We start from the raw sequence: 20,640 nt of genomic DNA on the forward strand, positions 1-20,640 counted from the left end.
ACCCTCGTCCGTCCAGTTCCGGCGCCGGCACGGGCGCTGCTCACGGCCGCGGTTCAGCCTGGGCGACATCAAGCCCTTCGTCGCCTGCCTGCACGCCACCGGGGTCGGGTGCTTGCGGAAGAGTTAGGCGGGATGACGGTCAAACGGTCGGACCACACCAGCGTCGAGGATCGCGCAGCCGCTGTCGCGCTCTTCGCCGAACTGGGCCCGCCTCCGCTGGACGTGATCGCCCAGGCCCACGCGCACGGCCTGCTGGTGGCCGCGCCGGCCGGGCGGGGCCATGGAACTCCGTGCTGGCCGCACGGCCGCCTAGGGCCTGTCCTGCCCGATCACGCGAGGCTGCGGCGTGGCCCAGGTGGCGCCTGACCCTCGCCTCGCTACCACGTGATCGGCAGGACAGGCCCTAACCGACCTAGGTCCGTCGGCGAATGGTCGGATGGATCGTTCATGCTGACCGGATGGCGTTGACCTGGCTGAGCGAGCCGACGGTGGAGGCGTTGCGGGCTGGGCTGCGGACGGTCTCGCCGGATCTGGCTGACGGCACGATCGTGCCACGAGGGCTGGAGCCGAGCGACGATCCGCAGTGGTGCGCGGCCAGCGCCGTCGTCGACGGCCGGTTCGTGGTGAAGTTTGCCTGGGCTGAGCCGCCCGCGCTGCGGATCTGCCATCAAGTCCGGCTGATGGCGGCACTGCGGGCGGCCGCACCACGGTTGCCGCTGCCGATCGTCGTGGCGGTGTCGCGCGATCCAGCGATGCTGATCACGCGACGAGTGGCCGCCGTGCCGTTCTTCGACATACGGCATATGGTCGCGCCCGCTGACAGGCAGACCATTGCGAGTGATCTGGCCACGGTCCTGGCAGATCTGCACGACTCTCAGGTGCTGAAGACGGTGTCCGAGGAGATGGGCCCGCTGCCCGAGCCGATGGCGCCGGCCTCGACGGCCACCCTGCGGGCCGGATTCGGACCAATGATCAGACCAGACCAGCGGGACCGGGTGTTGTCCTGGTGCGACTGGACCGACCGGGTGCTCGCGGCGCCGGGCCGGACGGTTCTGGTGCACGGCGACTTCCACGGCGACAACCACCTCTGGGATCGGAAGTCGTTGCGGCTGCGCCTGGTCATCGACTGGGAGACAGCCGGCACCGGCGAACCCGAGTTCGGCCTGCGATGCCTGCCCGGAGATTGCGGCATCGAGTTGTTCACCGCGACGGTGGCCGCGTACGAGCGGATGTCCGGCACCACGTTGGATGTGGACCGGATCATGGCTTGGCACCTGCGCACCGTTCTGGGTGACGCGCTGTGGCGGGCCGAGGCCGGCGTTGCACTACCGGACCATCGGACGCCGGCGCAATGGATAGACGATCTGACCGCCCGATTCACCGCCCTCGGAACCTAGAGCCGCCCGTGATGGGCCTGGCCGCACTAGCAGCCGGCCGGCGCCGATTGACTCCGACACACGAACAACTGCGAACCGCCCTGACCGCCAGCGAGGGCACGGCCCGAACGGGCTCACACGAGCTTGCCCAGCCGGGTCAGGGTCTCGTCGGCCTCGGCGACCAGGTCGGCGAGGACGTCGGCGACCGGGCGCACCTCGTTCATCCGGCCGACGATCTGGCCGACCGGCATTGGTACGACGGTCGGATCGCCTGACTCCATGAGGCGGGTGTGTGCCTCCGAGACCAGCAAGTTCTGCAGCGGCATCGGCAGCGGGGCCGGCGCCTCGGCCTCGGACCAGGCGTCGGTCCAGCGGTTGCGCAGCAGGCGGGCCGGCTTCCCGGAGTAGATGCGGCTGCGGACCGTGTCGCTGGAGCCGGCCTTCAGCAGCGCCTCGCGCAGGGCGGGCGGGGTCTGATACTCGGCCGTGCCGAGCCAGACCGAGCCCATCCAGACCCCGCGCGCGCCGAGCGCGAGCGCCGCGGCGATCTGCCGGCCGCTGCCGATGCCGCCGGCGGCCAACACCGGGACCGATTCCCCCACCGCGTCGACCACCTCCGGCACGAGCACCATGCTGGCGATCTCGCCGGTGTGGCCGCCGGCCTCGTAGCCCTGCGCCACTACCAGATCGACCCCGCTGGTCACGTGGCTGCGGGCATGGTCGGCCCGGCCGGCCAGCGCGGCCACCAGCAGGCCGTGCGCGTGGGCCTGGGCGATAACGTCCGGCGGGGGCGGGCCGAGCGCGTTGGCGATCAGCCGCACCGGATGGTTCAGCGCCACCTCGACGTGCGAGCGGGCCACCGAGTGCAGCCACCCGAGCACCCCCTCGCGGCGGGACGCGTCGACGCCGAGCGGGGGCACGCCGAGGCGCAGCAGCGTGCGCTCGACGAAGTCGCGGTGCCCGGCCGGAATCAGCTTGTCCAGGTCGGTCGGCGCGCCCTCGGTGGGCGAGTGGCTGGGCATCACCACATCCACGCCGTACGGCCGGCCGCCGGTGTTCGCGTCGAGCCAGGTGAGCACCTCCTCCAGCTCGTCCGCCTCGTTGAAGCGCACGCAGCCGAGCACCCCGAAACCGCCGGCCCGGCTGAGCGCCGCGACCACGTGCTCGGAGGGGCTGAAGCCGACGATCGGGTGCTCGATGCCGAGCCGCTCGCACAGCTCAGTCCGCATGGTTGACCTCCTGGGAACGGGACGCTGCCGGATGCGAGGTGGCATGCTGGTGTGCCCAGCGGTAGTCGGCCTTGCCGCTGATGGTGCGTGATATCTCGTCGACCAGCCAGATCGCGCGGGGCACCTTGTAACCCGCGATCTGTTCCCGCAGGTGCTCCTCGACCGCGACGAGGTCGAGCGAGGCACCCGGGCGCGGCTGGATCAGCGCCGCCACCCGTTGTCCGAGCCTTTCGTCGGGTACGCCGATGACCAGCGCGTCGAAGACGTCGGGGTGGGTCTTGAGCGCGCCCTCGACCTCCTCGGGGAAGACCTTCTCGCCGCCGGTGTTCACGCACGTGCTGCCCCGGCCGAGCAGGGTGATGGTGCCGTCCTCCTCGAGCCGGGCCAGGTCGCCGGGCAGCGCGTAGCGCACGCCGTCCACCTCGGTCAGCAGCTCGGCGGTTTTGACCGGGTCCTTGTAGTAGCCGAGCGGAAGGTAGCCGCTCTTGGCCAGCCGCCCCACAACCCCGGGCGCCACCGGGTGGCCGTCGTCGCCGAGCACCACCGTGGTCGGGCCGGGCATGACGCGCGGGTCCTCGACGGCGCCGCCGGGCACGTCCGCGACCACGCCCAGGCCGGTGAAGCCGGTCTCGGAGGCGCCGATCGCGTCGGTCACCAGAATATTCGGCAGCAGTTCGAGGTATTGCCGTTTGACCACCGGGGAGAACAGCGCACCGCTGGAGGAGACCGCACCGACCGAGGAGCCGTCATAACCTCCCTTCGCGTACGCCTCGATGATGGGGCGGGCCATGGCATCGCCGATCAGGACGACGACGTTGACCCGGCGCCGGTCGATGGTGCGCCAGACCTCGTCCGGGTCGAAGTGCGGCAGCATGACCACCGTGTCGCCGGCGAACAGCGCCATGAGCGCGGCCCACTGCGCGTTGCCGTGGATCAGCGGGGCGAGGCAGAGCCGCACCATCCCGTCCGTGCCCAGGCCGCGCCGCGACTGCTGCCACTCGTCCTCGAGCGGGACGCCGGTCATGAAGTCGACGCCGCCGCCGAGCGTCCGCCACACGTCCTCGTGCCGCCAGAGCACGCCCTTCGGGTAACCGGTCGTGCCGCCGGTGTAGAGCAGGTAGATGTCGTCCGGGGAACGCTCGCCGAAATCCCGGACCGGGTCCCCGGCGGCCAGCGCGTCCGCATAGGAGTAGCCGCCGATGACTTCGGAGGAGCCGTCCGGGAGGGCGACCGCGGTCCGCAGATCGGGGGCCACGGCCGCGACCCGGGGCCCGAAGCGGCGGTCGTGGATCAGGGCCGCCAGTTCGGCGTCCGCGAAGAGAAATTGCAACTCGTTCTCGACGTAGCGGTAGTTGATGTTGACGACCGCGGCCCGCAGCTTGTAGACGGCGATCATCGCCACCACGGCCTCGATCGAGTTGCCGGCGTAGAGCCCGACATGGTCGCCCGGGCGCACCCCGTGATCTTGCAGGAAGTGCGCGAGGCGATTGGCGCGCTCCTCGAGCTCGGCATAGCCGATCGTCTGCTCGCCGAAGCACACCGCGGTCCGGTCGCCGAAGGCATCGACCGCGTGCTCGAACAGGTCTGCGATATTTGCCGCCATCCACAGAAAGTAGAACCTGTTATTGTTCGTGACAAGCCCCGGGGAGGCCGCGGGCATGCCCCCAGGAGGCACCGTGGAGCCGGAGCCGCACGCCCTCGTCGAGCAACGCGGGCCGATCCTCATCGTCACGATGAACCGGCCGCAGGTCCGCAACGCGCTCTCCGCCGAGATGATGGCCATCATGCGCGACGCGTGGGACCGGGTCGACGCCGATCCGGAGATCCGGGTCTGCGTGCTCACCGGCGCGGGCGGCGCGTTCTGCGCGGGCGCCGACCTGCGGGCGATGACCCAATCGCATCCGGGCGACAGCTTCAACGGCGCCGACCTGTCCCGCATCGACGCGTTGCTCAAGGGCCGCCGGCTGACCAAGCCGCTGGTGGCCGCCGTCGAGGGCCCCGCGGTCGCCGGCGGAACCGAAATTCTTCAGGCCACGGACGTACGCGTCGCCGCGGAGAGCGCCCGCTTCGCGGTGTCGGAGGCGCGCTGGGGCCTGTTCCCGCTCGGCGGGTCGGCGGTGCGGCTGGTGCGCCAGATCCCGTACACGATCGCGGCCGAGATGCTGCTGACCGGCCGTCAGCTGAGCGCCGCCGAGGCCCGGGACGCCGGCCTCATCGGCCACGTCGTGCCGGACGGCCAGGCGCTCGCCAAGGCCCTCGAGCTGGCCGGCCTGATCGCCGCGAACGGTCCGGTGGCCATACAGGCAATCCTTCGTACGATCAGGGAAACCGAAGGTATGGCCGAGGACGAGGCTTTCGCCGTGGAGTCCCGGATCGGCACGGCGGTGTTCCGCAGCGACGACGCGAAGGAAGGCCCGCGAGCGTTCATCGAGAAGCGCGCACCCCAGTTCCACGGTCACTGAAGGCTCGCGGGCCGATCGGCTCCCTATAACGCGTTTCAGTTGGCTAGATGGCACAGGGTCGGGCTCTTGATTCGCCAACTTAGAACGTGTTTCACTGGCGGGCGTGTACACCGCGCTCTCCGCCCCGCTGGTGATCGGCTTCGACTACACCCGCTCGCTCGGCCCGGTCCTGGGCCGGTTCATGACCGGCCTGCGCGACCGCCGGGTGCTGGGCAGCCGGACCGCGGACGGCCGCATCCACGTGCCCCCGCTGGAGTACGACCCCGCCACCCACGCCCCGGTGACCGAGCTCGTCGACGTCCAGCCCACCGGCACCGTGGCCGGCTGGACGTGGACCGACCGGCCGCTCGACGGGCAGCCGCTCGACCGGCCGTTCGGCTGGGCGCTGATCCGGCTCGACGGCGCCGACACCGCCCTGCTGCACGCCGTCGACGCGGGCTCCCGCGACCGGATGCGTACGGGCATGCGCGTCCGGATCCGCTGGGCCGCCGAGAGAACCGGGAACATCCGCGACATCGAGTGTTTCGAACCGGGCGTGGGGCAGGCCCCGGAACAGGAGATCGGCGGGGATCCGGTCACGATCATGACGGCGCCGATCCGGCTCGCCTACACGCACACCACCTCCGACGAGGAGAGCCGCTATCTGCGGGCGCTGGCCGAGGGCCGGCTGCTGGGGCAGCGCTGCCCGGTCTGCCGCAAGGTCTACGTCCCACCGCGGGTCTGCCCGGCCGACGGCGTCCCGACCGAGGAGGAGGTGACGGTCCGCGATCACGGCACGGTCACCACGTTCTGCGTGGTCAACGTCCCCTTCGCCGGGCAGCGCCTCGAACCCCCGTACGTCGTGGCCCAGATCTTGCTTGATGGCGCCGACATCCCGATCCCCCACCTCATCCTCGGCCTGCCCGCCGACCAGGTGCGGATGGGCATGCGGGTGGCCGCGGTCTGGCGCGATCGCGAGACCTGGACCTACACGCCCGAGAACATCGCCCACTTCCGGCCGCTCGACGAGCCGGACGCGCCCTACGAGTCCTACGAGGACCACCTGTGATGGATCAGACCGTCGCCGTCGTCGGCTTCGCCCAGGCCCCGAACCGGCCCTCGGCCGGCACCACCAGCGGGGTCGAGACCCTCGTACCGGTCTTCCGGCAGGCCCTGGAGGCAGCCGGCCTCGACCGGCGTGAGGTCGGGTTCTGGTGCTCCGGCTCGTCCGACTACCTGGCCGGCCGGGCGTTCTCGTTCGTCAACGCCGTCGACGCGATCGGGGCGTTCCCGCCGATCTGCGAGTCGCACGTGGAGATGGACGCCGCGTGGGCGTTCTACGAGGCGTACGTGAAGATCCTGGCCGGCGAGGCGGAGACCGCGCTGGTGTACGGCTTCGGCAAGTCCTCGGCCGGGCAGTTGCGCCGGGTGCTGGCGCTGCAGCTCGACCCGTACGTGACCGCGCCGCTGTGGCCGGACTCGGTGAGCATCGCCGCGCTGCAGGCCCGCTTCGCCCTCGACGCGGGCCTCGTCACCGAGCGCGCCATGGCCGAGGTGGCCGCGCGCAGCCGGGCCGACGCCGCCACCAATCCGTACGCCCAGGTGTCCGGCGCGGCGGAGATCGACGAACTGCTCGCCGAGCCGTACATCGCCGACCCGCTGCGACGGCACGACTGCGCGCCCGTCTCGGACGGCGCCGCCGCGCTGGTGCTGGCGGCCGGCGACCGCGCCCGCGAGCTGCGCGAGCGACCGGCCTGGATCACCGGCGTGGCCCACCGGATCGACCCGCAGGCGCTGGGCGAGCGCGACCTCACCACGGTCCCGTCGGCGACCGCCGCGGCCGAGGCGGCGGGCCTGCCCGACGACCTCGACCTGATCGAGCTGCACGCCCCGTTCACCCACCAGGAGCTGTTGCTGCGGACGGCGCTCGGGCTGGGCGAGCGGGTCCGGATCAGCCCGTCCGGCGGCGCCCTGACCGGCAACCCGATGTTCTCGGCCGGCCTGGCCCGCATCGGCGCCGCGGCCGAGCGGGTGATGTCCGGCGAGGTGCGGAAGGCGGCCGGGCACGCCACGAGCGGACCGGCCCTGCAACAGAACCTCATCTGCGTACTGGAGGCGGAGTCGTGAGAAGGGCGGCCGTGCTGGGCACCGGGCAGACGCACCACCGGACGCGCCGCACCGACGTGTCGATGGCCGGGCTGTGCCGGGAGGCGATCGACCGGGCTCTGGCCGACGCGGGCGTGGACTGGCCGGAGATCGACGCGGTGGTGCTGGGCAAGGCGCCCGACCTGTTCGAGGGCGTGATGATGCCCGAGCTGTTCCTCGCCGACGCGCTGGGCGCGAGCGGCCGGCCACTGCTGCGGGTGCACACGGCCGGCTCGGTCGGCGGCGCGACCGCGAACGTGGCGACCACGCTGATCCGGGCCGGCGTACACCGGCGGGTGCTCGCGGTGGCGTTCGAGAAGCAGTCGGAGTCCAACGCCATGTGGGCGCTGTCGATCCAGCCGCCGTTCACCGCGCCGATCGGGGCGGGCGCCGGCGGCTACTTCGCGCCGCACATCCGGTCGTACATCCGGCGCTCGCACGCCCCCGGGCACATCGGCTCGCTGGTGGCGGTCAAGGACCGCCGCAACGGGGCGCTCAACCCCTACGCCCATCTACGGCAGCCCGGCATCACCCTCGAGTCGGTGCAGGCCTCACCGATGCTCTGGGACCCCATCCGGTACGACGAGACGTGCCCCTCGTCCGACGGCGCGTGCGCGGTCGTGATCGGCGACGAGAGCGCGGCCGAGGCGAGCGAGCGGCCGGTGGCGTGGATCCGCGCGACCGCCATGCGTACGGAACCGACGTTTTTTGCCGGAAAGGACCACGTGAACCCGAGGGCCGGCGCCGAGGCCGCCCAGGCGCTGTGGAAGGCGGCCGGCATCACCGACCCGCTCGAGGAGGTCGACGCCGCCGAGATCTATGTGCCGTTCTCGTGGTTCGAGCCGATGTGGCTGGAGAACCTGGGCTTCACCGAGGCCGGGCACGGCTGGAAGCTCACCGAGTCGGGCGAGACCCGGATCGGCGGAAAGCTTCCGGTCAACCCGTCCGGCGGCGTGCTCTGCTCCAACCCGATCGGCGCGTCCGGCATGCTGCGGTTCGCCGAGGCGGCCATGCAGGTGATGGGCCGGGCCGGCGATCACCAGGTGCCCGGCGCGCGGGTGGCGCTCGGGCACGCGTACGGCGGGGGATCGCAGTTTTTCTCGATGTGGGTTGTCGCGGCCGAACCCCGATAGCTCAGCGGTACCGCACCGGCAGATGCTTGATGCTGTTGAGCCAGCCGGAGCGGAGACGCTCGGGCGGGCCGGCCAGGCTGATCTCCGGCATGAGGTCGGCGATCGCGTTGAAGATCAGGTCGATCTCCAGCCGGGCCAGGTTGGCGCCGAGGCAGAAGTGCGCGCCGCTGCCGCCGAACCCGAGGTGCGGGTTGGGGCTGCGGGTGATGTCGAACCGCTCCGGGTGGTCGAAGACCTCCTCGTCGAAGTTCGCCGAGCCGTAGAAGATGGCGACGCGCTGGCCCTTGCGGATCTGCTGGCCGCCGAGCTCGGTGTCGCGGGTCGCGGTGCGCTGGAAGACGTTCACCGGGGTGCCCCAGCGGACGATCTCGTCGACCGCGGTGCGCGGGCGGTTCGCCTTGAACGCCGCCCACTGGTCGGGGTGCTCGAGCATGGCCAGCATCCCGTGCGAGATGGCGTTGCGGGTGGTCTCGTTGCCGGCCACGGCCAGCACGAGCACGAAGAACCCGAACTCGTCGGAGGACAGGTGCTCCCCGCCGATCTCGGCCTGCACGAGCGTGCTCACGATGTCGTCGCGGGGGCAGGCCTGCCGCTCCTCGGCCATCTTCATGGCGTAGCCGAGCAGCTCCATGGCGGGCTGGAGCGGGTCGTCGGCGGCCTTGTACTCCGGGTCGTCGGCGCCGACCATCGCGTTCGACCATTCGAAGATGTCGCGGCGGTCCTCCTGCGGCACGCCGAGCAGCTCGGCGATGGCCTGCAGGGGCAGCTCGCAGGCGATCTGGGTGACGAAGTCGCCGCCGTCGCCGCCGGCCTCGTTGAGGATCCGCTCGGCGCGGGCGGTCAGCGCCGCGCGCAGGCTGTTGATCGCCCGCGGGGTGAAGCCTCGGGACACGATCGAGCGCTGCTGGGTGTGCTGCGGCGGGTCCATGTTGAGCAGCACGTACCGCTGCATCTCGATGCGCTCTCGCGGCATGTCGGGCTGGAAGCGGACGATCGCCGTGTTCTCCCAGCTGGAGTACGTCTCGCTGTCGCGGGACACGGCCATCACGTCGGCGTGCCGGGTGACCGCCCAGTACCCGTCGTCGTCGAAGCCGGCGCTCCCGCGCTCCTGGGGGATCCACCAGACCGGGGCGTTGCGCCGCATCTCGGCGAACTCCGCGTGCGGGATGCCGTGAACAAGGATCTCCGGGTCGGTGAAGTCAAAACCGGTGGGGATACGGGGCTCGGCCACGGCTCCTCCTACACAGAAACAGGTTCTACCGATTCAAGCACGCACACGCCTCCAGCGGTATGCCCTCCATGCTTTGATATAAGAACACGTTCTATGAATGGAGAGTGCCGTGGGCGTTCCGGTGATCGTCGACGCGGTCCGCACGCCGATCGGCCGCCGCGGTGGCCACCTGTCCGGCCTGCACCCCGCCGAGCTGCTCGGCGCGGCCCAGCGCGGGCTGCTCGACCGGTCCGGCGTGGACCCGGCCGTCGTCGAGCAGGCCATCGGCGGCTGCGTGACGCAGGGCGGCGAACAGTCCAACAACATCACCCGCACCGCGTGGCTGCACGCCGGTCTCCCGTACGCGACCGGCTGCGTGACCATCGACGCGCAGTGCGGCTCAGCCCAGCACGCCGCCCACCTCGTGGCCGGGCTGATCGCGGCCGACGCGATCGAGGCCGGCGTCGCCTGCGGGGTGGAGTCGATGAGCCGGGTGCCGTTGCGGGCCAACCTCGGCGAGGCGGGGCTCCCCCGCCCATTGTCCTGGGACATCGACCTGCCCAATCAGTATGTGGCGGCCGAGCGGATCGCCGACCGGCGCGGCCTGACCCGCGAGGACCTCGACCGGTTCGGGGTGCGCTCGCAGGCCAACGCGGCGCGTGCCTGGCGGGAGGGCCGCTTCGACCGGGAGGTCGTCCCGGTCGCCGGCGTGGACCGGGACCAGGGCCTGCGGGAGACCACGATGGAGGGTCTGGCCGGGCTGAAGCCGGTCCTGCCCGACGGGCGGCACACGGCCGGGACGTCGTCACAGATCTCGGACGGCGCCGCGGCGGTCCTGCTCATGGACGCCGACCGGGCGCGGGCGCTCGGTCTGCGCCCGCGCGCCCGCATTCTGGCCCAGTGCCTGATCGGCGCCGAGCCGTACTACCACCTGGACGGGCCGATCGCGGCCACCGACCGGGTGCTGGCCCGCACCGGGATGAAGATCGAAGACATCGACGTGGTCGAGGTGAACGAGGCGTTCGCGAGCGTGGTGCTCTCCTGGCTCTCGGTGCATCAGGCCGACCCGGACCGGGTGAATGTCAACGGCGGGGCGATCGCCCTTGGGCATCCGGTCGGCAGCACCGGGGCGCGGCTGCTGACCACGGCGTTGCATGAGCTGGAGCGCACGGGCGGGCGCACCGCGCTGGTCACCATGTGTGCCGGCGGCGCGATGTCCACCGCCGGCATCATCGAGCGTCTCTGAGGCCCGGGCCGGGCGGCGAGGCCCAACTGCTCGGCTCAGCCACGCAGCTCAGCCCCGCAGCTCAGCCCTGCGGCTCAGCCCCGCTGCTCGGCCTCCGGCACGGCCGTCGGAACGGTCGCGGGTGCGGGGGTGGCCGTCGGCGGCGCCGTCCGGCGGTGCAGCATCAGCAGGCCGGCCACGATCCCCACCAGCCCGACCACGAGCAGGCCGATCGGCAGGTAGCGGCCCAGCAGCAGGATCTGGTCGCGGCCGTCCTTGGCCTCGTCGGTGACGGCCTTGGCGGTGGCCGGGTCGTACTGGAAGGTGGCGTCGAGCAGGACCACCGGCGCCCCGGTGTCGGGCGCGAGCTCACGGTGCTGCCGCTCCTGATAGGCCACGATCGCGCCGGTCATCGGCTCGACCCAGAGCGTGCGAGAGGCCTCGTAGGTCATCGTGCCGCCGCGCGCGCCGGGCGCCAGGAAGGCGAGTATGCCGGCCAGCGTCGGCGCGTCCACCGGCAGCGGCGTCTTTGGTACTACCTGCTCGAAGCGGTAAGTGTCCAAACCGCTGACCTTTTCCTCGCCCTTGTACGCGATCGGCAGCGCCGAGCGCAGGGTGCCATCCCAGTACTGATAGGTCTTCTTCCCGGTGTCGAACGGGAAGAGATAGAACTGCCCCGTGAAGTTGATGTTGCCCGGGGTGCAACCGGTGTCCTTCGTCGGATCGAGCTGCGCCTCGTGATAGCACTGACCGCTCCACGGCACCGCCGCGCCGGACTTCTGGTCGAGCGCGATCTTGCTGTCGTTCTGGCTGATACCCGCCTTGGTCTCGACCCAGGCGGTGGTCTGGGTGGTACCCCAGATCAGTGTCTTGCCGGCGAGGTCGCCGGTGAGACTGTCGGCAGTCTTGGGATCGGGCGTGACCACGGTCGTGGACGCCAACGTGCCGTGCTGCACGCTCACCTGCACGCCGGTCGCCGAGATCTGCGTGGCCACAAAGGTCGCGTTGGGCGCCACGACCACCACGTCCGGTGGCTTCATATCGGTTGGAACCTGTTTCTGCATAGGCACGATGACCCATGCGAGAACTCCGGCTGAGATGACACAGAGAACGCCCACACCAACGAGAATCGAACCTGTAACCCGTCGCATGACCCACCTCCTGTGAGGTAGAACACGTTACAGTCTTGGATGGATCGGCGTCTAGGCGCGCTGGCTGCTCACCGAGATGACCTCGCCGGTCAGGTAGGAGGCGTAGTCGCTGGCCAGGAACGCCACCACCGTCGCGACCTCCCACGGGCGCGCCGCCCGGCCGAACGCCTCATGCCGGGCCAGATCGGCCAGTTCCCGTTCGCTGATCACCTTGGTCAGGAACGGGTGTTCGGCGAGGCTGGGCGCCACCGCGTTGACCCGGATGCCGTGGGCCGCCACGTCAAGCGCCGCGCAGCGGGTGAACGCCATGACGCCCGCCTTCGCCGCCGCGTAGTGCGCCTGCCCGGCCTGGGCGCGCCAGCCCAGCACGGAGGCGTTGTTGACCACGGCACCGCCGCCGCCCTGCGCGATCATCTGGCCGAGCGCCGCCCGCGTGCAGCGGAACGTCCCGGTCAGCGTGACGTCGAGGACCCGCGCCCACTCGTCGTCGCCCATCTCGGTGACCGGCCGGTTGCCGCCGAGCCCGGCGTTGTTGATCATGACGTCGAGCCGGCCGAACTCGCCCGCGGCGCCCGCCACCAGCGCACGCACGGCGCTCTCGTCGGTGACATCACAAACAAACGAACAGACCCTTTTCCCGTACGCCTCCGTGAGCCGTTCACGAGCCTCGGCCAGACGTCGCTCGTGGCTGTCGCTGAGCACCACCCGAGCGCCCTCGACCAGGCAGCGCTCGGCAATGGCCGATCCGATGCCGGTGCCCGCCGCCGCGGTGACCACCACGACCTTGCCGTCGAGCAGTCCATGCCCGTCCGGCGGCCGCAGACGCGGCGGCTCCGACTCCAACTCCGGCCGCCGCTGCGGCGACGACGGCTGCGGGTGCGGCGGCGACGGCGACGGGTACGGCTGCGGCGACGACGGCGGGTGCGACGGCGACGACTGCGGCGATCGGTGCGACGGCGACGGTGGCGGCGACGACTGCGGCGGCGACGGCGGCGACGGCGGCTGTGGTTGTGAGTGCGGCGACGACGGCGACGGTGGCGGCGGCAACGACGGCTGCGGGTGCGGGTGCGGAAGAGCCGTCACCGGCGGTCCTGGCGGGGCAGGCCAAGGACTCGCTCGGCGAGGATGCCGCGCTGGATCTCGTTGGAGCCGCCGTAGATCGTGTCGGCCCGGCTGAACAGGAACAGCCGCCGCCACCGCTCGACCTCCTGGTCGCCGGGCGGGGCCGCCACGCCGAGCGGGCCGAGCACCGTCATCGCGAGCTCGCCGAGCCCCTGCCGCCAGCGCGACCAGAGCAGTTTGATGACCGACGCGGTGCCGGCCGTGGGCGGTGCGTCCAGCACGCGCAGGGTGTGCGCCCGCAGCACGGTCAGGTCGATCCAGGCGCGGGTCAGCCGCTCGCGCACGGCCGGATCAGTCACCGCGCCCGTGCGCCGGGCCAGCGCCACCAGGTCGTCGAGGTCGCGCTGGAAGCCGACCTGCTGGCCGACCGTGGCCGCGCCGCGCTCGAAGCCGAGCGTCGCCATCGCGACCCGCCAGCCCTGCCCGGGCTCGCCCACCACGAGGTCGCGCGCCGTGCGGGCGTCGTCGAAGAACACCTCGTTGAACTCGCTGTCGCCGGTGAGCTGCCGGATCGGGCGGACCGTGACGCCGGGCTGGCGCATCGGCACGAGCAGATAGGACAGACCATTGTGGCGGGAACCGCCTTCGGGGATGGGCGCCGTGCGGGCCAGCACGAAGCACCAGTCGGCCACGTGCGCCAGCGACGTCCACACCTTCTGGCCGGTGAGCACCCACTGGTCGCCGTCGAGGCGGGCCCGGGTGGTGACGGCGGCGAGGTCGGAGCCGGCGCCGGGCTCGGAATAGCCCTGGCACCACAGCTCGGTGGCCGAGGCGATGCCGGGCAGGAAGCGTTGCCGCTGCACCTCGGTGCCGAGCGCCATGAGGGTGGGCCCGACCATGGTGATGCCGATGTGGTCGACGCGGCCGGGGGTGCCGGATCTCGCGTACTCCTCGTGGAAGATGACCTGCCGGGCCAGCGACGCGCCCCGCCCGCCGTGCTCGACCGGCCAGGCCAGCGTGGACCAGCCGGCCGCGGCCAGCCGGCGCGCGAAATCCCAGCGCTGCTCGAAGGCCTCGTTCTCCCGGCCGGCGCCGCCGGCACCGCGCAGGTCGTCGGTCACGTTCGTGGCGAGCCAGTCCCGGATCTCGCGCCGGAACTCCCGGTCATCGTCCACTGGCGTCGCCTCCCGCCTCGCGCGTAGGCTCACCCTACCAAGCACTTGCTTGGCTGCCCATCCCCCTCGTCCGCGCAGGGAGGCTCGGTGACCTCGCCCAACCCGGTGACTCCGCCCGGCTCGGTGATCGCCACCATCCCGGCGGCACTGGCGAGCGCGGCCCGCGAGTTCGGCTCGGCACCGGCGCTTGAAGGGCTGGGCTGGGATCGATTGTTCGCTGAGGTTCGCCGTGTGGCCCGCGCCCTCATCGCCGGCGGCATCGACCCGGGCGACCGCCTGGCGCTCTGGGCGCCGAATTCGGCGCCGTGGGTGCTGACCGCGCTCGGCGCGAGCTACGCGGGCGCCACCCTCGTCCCGGTCAACACCCGCTTCACCGGCGTCGAGGCGCTCGACGTCATCCACCGAGGCGGCGCCCGCGGCCTGGTGGTCACCGGCCCGTTCCTCGGCACCGACCGGCTCGCCGCGTTGCGCGCCGCCGCCGAGGAGGAGGGCATCCCCCTCCCCCGCCTGGTGGTCACGATCCCCGAGGGGTGGGACGACTTCCTGGCCGGCGGCGAGGCCGTTCCCGACGGCGAGGCCGACGCCCGGGCCGCGGCCGTCCGGCCCGACGACGTCGCCGACATCCTGTTCACCTCGGGCACGACCGGGCGCAGCAAGGGCGTGATGAGCGCGCACCGGCAGTCCCTTGCCGTCGCCGCGGCCTGGGCCGGGACAGCCGGCCTGACCCCCGACGACCGCTATCTGGTGGTGAACCCGTTCTTCAACAGCTTCGGCCTCAAGGCGGGCATCCTGGCCTGCCTGGTCAGCGGGGCCGCGATCGTGCCGCAGGCGGTGTTCGACGTGCCGCGCACGATGGCGCTGATCCGCGAGGAGCGCATCACCGTGCTGCCCGGCCCGCCCACCCTCTACAGCAGCCTGATGGACCATCCTGACGCGCGGCTCGATGGTCTGACCAGCCTGCGCCTCGCGGTGACCGGGGCGGCGACCGTGCCACCCGCGCTGGTCGAGCGGATGCGCAAGGAGCTGGGCGCCGAGGTGCTGACGGCGTACGGGCTGACCGAGGCCGTCGTGGCCACGATGTGCCGGCCCGGCGACGACGCCCGGACCGTGGCCGAGACCTGCGGGCGGGCGGCGGCGGGCTTCGAGGTGCGCATCGGGGAGCCCGGCGGCGAGGTGCTGCTGCGTGGGCCGAACACGATGCTCGGCTACCTCGACGACCCCGCGGCCACGGCCGCGGCGATCGACGCCGAGGGGTGGCTGCACACCGGCGACATCGGGCGGCTCGATGAGAACGGCTACCTGACCATCACCGATCGGCTCAAGGACATGTACATCTGCGGCGGCTTCAACGTCTACCCGGCCGAGGTGGAGCGCGCCCTGGCCCGGCTGCCCGGCGTGGCCGAGTCGGCGGTGATCGGCGTGACCGACCCGCGGCTCGGCGAGGTCGGCCGGGCGTACGTGGTGCGCCGCCCGGACCACCCGCTGACCGAGGCCGAGGTCGTCGAGTTCTGCCGGGGCCGGCTGGCCGGTTACAAGGTGCCCCGCTCGGTCGAGTTCCGGGACGGCCTGCCGCACAACGCCTCGGGAAAAGTCCTGAAATACCTGCTCCGCGCGGAGGCGGTCGATGGGTGACGAGGTGCGCTACGAGCGCCGGGGCGCGCTCGCCATGGTGACGATGAACCGGCCGCGCTACCGCAACGCGCAGAACTCGGCGATGACCTACGCCCTCGACGCGGCCTTCACCCGGGCCGTGGACGACGACGAGGTCAGGGTGATCGTGCTGGCCGCGGCGGGCGACCACTTCTCGGCCGGGCACGACATCGGCACCCCGGAACGCGACGCGGACACCGAGTTCCCCCGGCGCGCGACGATGTGGTGGGACCACACCGGCAAGGAGGGCGCCGACCGCCGTTACGCCCGGGAGATCGAGGTCTACCTGGGCATGTGCCGGCGGTGGCGGGAGATCCCGAAACCGGCCATCGCCATGGTGCAGGGCGCGTGCATCGCCGGTGGGCTGATGCTGGCCTGGGTGTGCGACCTCATCGTCGCCTCCGAGGACGCGTTCTTCGCCGATCCGGTGCTGCGCATGGGCATCCCCGGGGTCGAGTACTTCGCCCATCCGTGGGCGCTCGGCCCCCGCATGGCGCGCGAGGTCCTGTTCACGGGAGACCGGTTCGGCGCGCGCCGGGCGTACGAAATCGGAATGGTCAATCGTGTGGTGCCCCGCGACGAGCTGGAGTCCACAGTGGTTGGCCTGGCCGAGCGGATGGCCGCGATGCCGGCGTTCGGCCTCGCGCTGGCGAAACGCGCGATAAATCAATGCGAGGACCTGATGGGCATGCGGGCGGGGATGGACGCGGTCTTCGGCCTGCACCACGTCGCCCACGCGCACAACGCCGAGGTCACCGGCAACTCGCTCGCCGGCCTCGACCCGGCCGCCATGAAGAAGGCCTCCTCGTGAACCTCGACCTCGACTCGGACGCGCTGGCGTTCCGCGCCGAGGTGCGCGAGTGGCTCGCCGCGAACGTTCCGCCTACGCGATTGCCCAATGTGGACACGCCTGACGGCGATGCCGCGCATCGTGCGTGGGAGCGCAGGCTGGCAAGCGCCGGCCTGTCGGTGGTTTCCTGGCCCCACGCGTACGGGGGGAGAGCCGTCCCGCCCCTGCACGCGCTGCTGTTCGAGGAGGAGTACCACGCCGCCCGCGGCCCGGTCCGGATCGGCCAGAACGGCCTGTTCCTGCTGGCCCCGACGCTGCTCGCGCACGGCACCGCCGAGCAGTGCGAACGGATCCTCCCGCCGATGGCCCGCGCCGACGAGGTGTGGGCGCAGGCCTGGTCGGAGCCCGAGGCCGGCAGCGACCTCGCCGCGATCCGCTCCCGTGGCCGGCGCGTCGACGGCGGCTGGCTGCTGTCGGGGCAGAAGACGTGGAGCTCCCGGGCGGCAATCGCCGACCGCGCGTTCGGCCTGTTCCGCACCGACCCCGAGGCGGAACGGCACAGCGGTCTGACCTATCTGATGTTCGATCTGCGGGCGCCCGGCGTGACCGTGCGGCCGATCCGGCAGCTCGGCGGCGATCCGGGCTTCGCCGAGATCTTCCTGGACGACGTATTTGTCCCCGACGACGACGTGATCGGTTCGCCCGACGACGGCTGGGGCGTGGCGATGAGCACCGCCGGCCACGAGCGCGGGCTGACCCTGCGCGGCCCGGGCCGGTTCCTCGCGGCGGCCGAGCGGCTGGTCGCGCTGTGGCAGGAGCACGGCGACCCCAGTCTGCGCGACCGCGTCGCCGACGCGTGGATCGGCGCCCGGGCGTACCGGATGCATGCCTTCGCCGAGCTGGACGCGCCGCCGACGGCGAGCGGCGCCAGCCTGGGCAAACTGTTCTGGTCCGAGCTCGACGTCGCGCTGCACGAGACCGCGCTCGACCTGCTCGGCCCGCGCGCCGAGACCGACGGCGAATGGACCGACGGTTATCTGTTCGCATTGGCCGGACCGATCTACGCCGGCACCAATGAGATCCAGCGCGGCATCGTCGCCCACCGGCTGCTGGGCCTGCCCCGATGAGGCTCGTCCGCTCGAGCGAGCAGATCGCGTTCGCGGCCGCCCTGCACGACCTGCTCGCCTCCGCCGACGTGCCCTCGGCCTCCGCGTGCTGGGCGGACGGCGACCACGCCCCCGGCCGCCGCGTCTGGTCGCTGCTGGCCGAGGCGGGCGTCACCGCTCTCGCCGTGCCAGTTCGCTGGGGCGGACTCGGCGCCGAGCCGGCCGACCTCGTCATCGCGGCCGAGGAGCTGGGCCACCACGCGCTGCCCGGCCCGGTCGCCGAGTCGCTCGCGGCCGTACCCGCCCTGCTGGCAACCCTCGGCGACCACCACCTCCGCGACCATTGGCTGCCACAGCTGGCCGCCGGGCAGATCCTGGCCACGCTCGCCGCACCGCCGTGGCTGCCGTACGCGGCCAACGCCGACGCCGCCGCCCTGGTGCTGATCACCGACCGGGACACCGTCGGCGTGGCCCGCACCGGCCGCGACCATCCGTCGATGGATCGCACCCGGCGGCTGTTCGAGGTGACCGCGCACGGCCCGCCCGCGATCTGCCCGGCGGCCGGGCGCGCCCTCGACCTGGGCGCGCTGGTCTGCGCCGCCCAGCTGCTCGGCGCGGGCCGCGCGCTGCTCGAGCTCGCGGTGGCGCACGCCCGTACCCGCACGCAGTTCGGCGGCCCGATCGGCCGGTTCCAGGCGGTCCAGCAGCGGCTCGCCGACGTCGCGGTCGGCCTCGAGTTCGCCCGGCCGCTGCTCTACGCGGCCGCGGTCACGCTCGCCGCCCGGGATGTCTCGGCCGCGAAGGTGGCGTGCGCCGACGCCGCCCAGCGGGCCGCCCGCGCCTCGCTGCAGGTGCACGGCGCGATCGGGTACGCGGAGGAGCACGGGCTGGGGCGCTTCCTGACCAAGGTGCGGGTGCTGGCCCTGTCGTGGGGGACGCCCTCGCAGCACCGGGCGCGGGTGATGGCCGAGCTGACCAAGGAGGACTCGTGGAGCTGACCGAGGAACACCGGGCGCTGCGCGACGCGGTGCGCGGCCTGCTGGCCGGACACCCGGCCCGGGTGGCCGTCGAGCAGCCGGGCGGCTACGACGCCGGGCTCTGGCAGCGGCTGTGCAAGGAGATCGGCGTCGCGGGGCTCGCGGTCCCCTCCGCGTACGGCGGGGCCGACGCGACGCTGCTCGAGTCGTGCGTCGTGCTCGGCGAGTGGGGGCGACAGCTCACCCCCGGCCCGATGCTGGGCTGCGGTGTGCTCGCCACCCAGGCGTTGCTGCGCGCCGGCGATTCCGTACGACTGCCCGATGTTTGCTCGGGTGACCTGATCGCCGCGGTCGCCTGGCCGTTCGCGGCCACCGGGGGACGGCTCACCGGCGAGGCCCACCAGGTCCTCGACGCCGGTTCCGCCGAGGTTCTGCTGGCGGCGGCGGGGCCGACTCTCTACGAGGTGCCGGTCGACGCGCCCGGGGTCGCGGTAGAGCCGGCCGACGTTCTCGACCCGACCCGGCGGCTCGCCACGGTCCGGTTCTCCGACGTGCCCGGCCGGCCGATCGGGTCAGTTGAAATACCGTGGCTACGCGACCTGGCCTGCGTCGCGTTGAGCGCCGAGCAGGTCGGCGCGGCGTCCCGGGCGTTCGAGCTCACCCACGAGTACGTCCAGCAGCGGGTCCAGTTCGGCCGGCCGATCGGGTCGTTCCAGGTCCTCCAGCACCGGCTGGCCGAGGCGTACCTGCGCCTGGAGGCCGCGACCACCGCGTCCTGGAACGCGGCCGAGGCTTTCGTGGCCGGCTCGGCGGAGGCACCGACGCTGGCCGCGATGGCCAAGGTGTACTGCTCGGAGGCGCTGCGGGCGATCGCCGCCGAAATGGTCCAGATGCACGGTGGTATAGCCATTACCTGGGAGCACGACGCCCACCTCTACCTGCGCCGGGCCTACGCCGACTCGCAACTTTTCGGCGCCCCCGAAACTCATCTCGACCGCCTCGCGGCAACCTGGCTGGGCTGACCCCTTTACGAAAACGTTTTCGGCAGGCACGGTGATAGACGAATGTCGATCCCATGTCTGGAGGAAACCTATGCGCTCTCGACGAACCTACGGTCTGCTGGCTGTCGCCGCGTTGGCCGCCGCCACAGCCACCGCAGTCACCACGCCGGAGGCCGGAGCCGCCGCGGCCGGCTGCCGGGTGTCGTACACGATCAGCTCGCAGTGGCAGGGCGGATTCGGCGCCAACGTGGCCGTCACCAACCTCGGCGACCCGGTCACCGCGTGGACCTTACGATGGTCGTTCGGCGCGGGGCAGGCGGTCACCCAGGCGTGGAACGCCACCGTGACCCAGAGCGGCGCCGCGGCGACCGCCGTCAACGTCTCGTACAACGCTCGCTCGGCACCGGTGGCAGCGCCTCGTTCGGCTTCAACGGCTCCTGGACCGGCAGCAACCCGGTGCCGTCCGCGTTCACGTTGAACGGCGTTGCCTGCACCGGCACGGTGACCCCGACGACGCCCGCGACTCCCACGACGCCGGCGACTCCCACCAGCCGGCCGACGACGAGCCCGACGCCGACACCCACCGGCTCGGCCGCGCTCAAGACGGTCCGCGTCTTCTGGCTCAAGCCCACCGACGTCGCGTACGACCAGCGCTACCCGGACGGCATCGCGGCCGTCATGCGCGAGGCCCAACGGTATTACAAGCAGGAGCTGGGCAAGACCTTCACGCTCAACAACACGGTCGTCGAGGTGGTCAACGGCGAGCACGACCGGAACTGGTACATCACCAACAACTGCACCGGCAGTGACCACTACTGGTGCGTGGTCTTCAACATGCAGCAGGAACTGTTGCGCCGCTTCGGCATCAGCAACCCCGACAGCCGCTGGCTGTGCGTCGGCGAGATCAGCGCGGAGGAGGTCAACCAGTCCGGCGGCGGCGCCAGCCCCGGCTGGGTCCTGCTGAGCGGC

17 protein-coding genes and 1 pseudogene are annotated in these 20,640 nt (G+C 72.1%); 12 read left to right on the top strand and 6 right to left on the bottom strand.

The annotated features are described in order from the left end of the window. Positions 1 to 458 precede the first annotated feature (458 nt). Entirely contained in the window at positions 459 to 1,397 is a 939-nt protein-coding gene (locus tag A3CQ_RS58965; protein ID WP_020511449.1) for a phosphotransferase family protein, read from the top strand. A gap of 113 nt (positions 1,398 to 1,510) precedes the next feature. On the opposite strand, the gene A3CQ_RS0113400 is transcribed toward A3CQ_RS58965, so the two are convergent. Both A3CQ_RS0113400 and A3CQ_RS0113405 read right to left on the bottom strand, forming a co-directional pair. After that, positions 1,511 to 2,605, bottom strand: coding sequence for an NAD(P)H-dependent flavin oxidoreductase (locus tag A3CQ_RS0113400; protein WP_020511450.1), 1,095 nt, complete (start codon positions 2,603 to 2,605; stop codon positions 1,511 to 1,513). Continuing rightward, entirely contained in the window at positions 2,595 to 4,208 is a 1,614-nt protein-coding gene (locus A3CQ_RS0113405; protein WP_020511451.1) for an acyl-CoA synthetase, read from the bottom strand. Before A3CQ_RS0113405 ends, A3CQ_RS0113400 begins: the two co-directional genes overlap by 11 nt. Before the next feature lie 55 nt (positions 4,209 to 4,263). On the opposite strand from A3CQ_RS0113405, the gene A3CQ_RS0113410 reads away from it, so the two are divergent. The 4 genes from A3CQ_RS0113410 to A3CQ_RS0113425 all read left to right on the top strand — a co-directional run bounded on the left by A3CQ_RS0113410 (position 4,264) and on the right by A3CQ_RS0113425 (position 8,324). After that, on the top strand, positions 4,264 to 5,067 hold the full coding sequence (locus tag A3CQ_RS0113410) for a crotonase/enoyl-CoA hydratase family protein (RefSeq protein WP_040432362.1): 804 nt from the start codon (positions 4,264 to 4,266) through the stop codon (positions 5,065 to 5,067). A 103-nt stretch (positions 5,068 to 5,170) separates the two neighbouring features. Further along, positions 5,171 to 6,115, top strand: a complete 945-nt coding sequence (locus A3CQ_RS0113415; RefSeq protein WP_020511453.1) for a Zn-ribbon domain-containing OB-fold protein — start codon at positions 5,171 to 5,173, stop codon at positions 6,113 to 6,115. After that, on the top strand, positions 6,115 to 7,173 hold the full coding sequence (locus A3CQ_RS0113420; protein WP_020511454.1) for a thiolase family protein: 1,059 nt from the start codon (positions 6,115 to 6,117) through the stop codon (positions 7,171 to 7,173). The genes A3CQ_RS0113415 and A3CQ_RS0113420 overlap by 1 nt, the downstream gene beginning before the upstream one ends. Then, entirely contained in the window at positions 7,170 to 8,324 is a 1,155-nt protein-coding gene (locus A3CQ_RS0113425) for a thiolase family protein (RefSeq protein WP_084699049.1), read from the top strand. The genes A3CQ_RS0113420 and A3CQ_RS0113425 overlap by 4 nt, the downstream gene beginning before the upstream one ends. A gap of 1 nt (position 8,325) precedes the next feature. Here the strand turns inward: A3CQ_RS0113425 and A3CQ_RS0113430 are convergent, their stop codons facing one another. Then, positions 8,326 to 9,555 carry a cytochrome P450 gene (locus tag A3CQ_RS0113430; protein WP_020511456.1) on the bottom strand — a complete coding sequence of 410 codons (1,230 nt, stop codon included), beginning with the start codon at positions 9,553 to 9,555 and terminating at the stop codon, positions 8,326 to 8,328. A 109-nt stretch (positions 9,556 to 9,664) separates the two neighbouring features. Between A3CQ_RS0113430 and A3CQ_RS0113435 the strand changes: the two genes are divergently transcribed. After that, positions 9,665 to 10,780, top strand: a complete 1,116-nt coding sequence (locus A3CQ_RS0113435; RefSeq protein ID WP_020511457.1) for a steroid 3-ketoacyl-CoA thiolase — start codon at positions 9,665 to 9,667, stop codon at positions 10,778 to 10,780. 74 nt (positions 10,781 to 10,854) lie between these two features. Here the strand turns inward: A3CQ_RS0113435 and pgfA are convergent, their stop codons facing one another. From pgfA to A3CQ_RS0113450, 3 genes are all read right to left on the bottom strand, one after another. Next, positions 10,855 to 11,910 (bottom strand): cell envelope lipid trafficking protein PgfA, encoded by a 1,056-nt coding sequence (gene pgfA / locus A3CQ_RS0113440; RefSeq protein WP_026205661.1) that lies wholly within the window; start codon positions 11,908 to 11,910, stop codon positions 10,855 to 10,857. Between the two features lie 51 nt (positions 11,911 to 11,961). Then, entirely contained in the window at positions 11,962 to 12,753 is a 792-nt protein-coding gene (locus tag A3CQ_RS0113445) for an SDR family oxidoreductase (protein WP_020511459.1), read from the bottom strand. 236 nt (positions 12,754 to 12,989) lie between these two features. Next, positions 12,990 to 14,180, bottom strand: coding sequence for an acyl-CoA dehydrogenase family protein (locus A3CQ_RS0113450; protein WP_370657610.1), 1,191 nt, complete (start codon positions 14,178 to 14,180; stop codon positions 12,990 to 12,992). Positions 14,181 to 14,270: 90 nt separating this feature from the next. Here A3CQ_RS0113450 and A3CQ_RS0113455 point away from each other — a divergent pair, with 90 nt between their 5' ends. From A3CQ_RS0113455 to A3CQ_RS62725, 6 genes and pseudogenes are all read left to right on the top strand, one after another. Further along, complete coding sequence (locus A3CQ_RS0113455; RefSeq protein WP_026205663.1) at positions 14,271 to 15,779, top strand: FadD3 family acyl-CoA ligase; 1,509 nt, start codon at positions 14,271 to 14,273, stop codon at positions 15,777 to 15,779. After that, positions 15,772 to 16,608, top strand: a complete 837-nt coding sequence (locus tag A3CQ_RS0113460) for an enoyl-CoA hydratase (protein WP_020511462.1) — start codon at positions 15,772 to 15,774, stop codon at positions 16,606 to 16,608. Before A3CQ_RS0113455 ends, A3CQ_RS0113460 begins: the two co-directional genes overlap by 8 nt. Continuing rightward, positions 16,605 to 17,714: an acyl-CoA dehydrogenase family protein gene (locus A3CQ_RS0113465; protein WP_020511463.1), complete on the top strand. Its 1,110-nt coding sequence runs from the start codon at positions 16,605 to 16,607 to the stop codon at positions 17,712 to 17,714. Before A3CQ_RS0113460 ends, A3CQ_RS0113465 begins: the two co-directional genes overlap by 4 nt. After that, complete coding sequence (locus A3CQ_RS0113470; RefSeq protein WP_020511464.1) at positions 17,711 to 18,691, top strand: acyl-CoA dehydrogenase family protein; 981 nt, start codon at positions 17,711 to 17,713, stop codon at positions 18,689 to 18,691. The genes A3CQ_RS0113465 and A3CQ_RS0113470 overlap by 4 nt, the downstream gene beginning before the upstream one ends. Further along, positions 18,688 to 19,692 carry an acyl-CoA dehydrogenase family protein gene (locus A3CQ_RS0113475; RefSeq protein ID WP_026205664.1) on the top strand — a complete coding sequence of 335 codons (1,005 nt, stop codon included), beginning with the start codon at positions 18,688 to 18,690 and terminating at the stop codon, positions 19,690 to 19,692. The genes A3CQ_RS0113470 and A3CQ_RS0113475 overlap by 4 nt, the downstream gene beginning before the upstream one ends. Positions 19,693 to 19,762: 70 nt before the next feature. Continuing rightward, a pseudogene (locus tag A3CQ_RS62725) lies at positions 19,763 to 20,271 on the top strand (cellulose-binding domain-containing protein); the annotation flags it as partial. Positions 20,272 to 20,640 lie beyond the last annotated feature (369 nt).

The organism is Paractinoplanes globisporus DSM 43857 (genome assembly GCF_000379645.1).
Classification (GTDB): domain Bacteria; phylum Actinomycetota; class Actinomycetes; order Mycobacteriales; family Micromonosporaceae; genus Actinoplanes; species Actinoplanes globisporus.

What these genes read in the sequence shown, in the direction of transcription:
- A3CQ_RS0113405 (WP_020511451.1), bottom strand. Translation starts at nt 4,208, where the DNA reads ATGGCGGCAAATATCGCAGACCTGTTCGAGCACGCGGTCGATGCCTTC.
- A3CQ_RS0113420 (WP_020511454.1), top strand. Translation starts at nt 6,115, where the DNA reads ATGGATCAGACCGTCGCCGTCGTCGGCTTCGCCCAGGCCCCGAACCGG.
- A3CQ_RS0113470 (WP_020511464.1), top strand. Translation starts at nt 17,711, where the DNA reads ATGAGGCTCGTCCGCTCGAGCGAGCAGATCGCGTTCGCGGCCGCCCTG.
- A3CQ_RS0113460 (WP_020511462.1), top strand. Translation starts at nt 15,772, where the DNA reads ATGGGTGACGAGGTGCGCTACGAGCGCCGGGGCGCGCTCGCCATGGTG.
- pgfA (WP_026205661.1), bottom strand. Translation starts at nt 11,910, where the DNA reads ATGCGACGGGTTACAGGTTCGATTCTCGTTGGTGTGGGCGTTCTCTGT.
- A3CQ_RS58965 (WP_020511449.1), top strand. Translation starts at nt 459, where the DNA reads ATGGCGTTGACCTGGCTGAGCGAGCCGACGGTGGAGGCGTTGCGGGCT.
- A3CQ_RS0113410 (WP_040432362.1), top strand. Translation starts at nt 4,264, where the DNA reads ATGCCCCCAGGAGGCACCGTGGAGCCGGAGCCGCACGCCCTCGTCGAG.
- A3CQ_RS0113400 (WP_020511450.1), bottom strand. Translation starts at nt 2,605, where the DNA reads ATGCGGACTGAGCTGTGCGAGCGGCTCGGCATCGAGCACCCGATCGTC.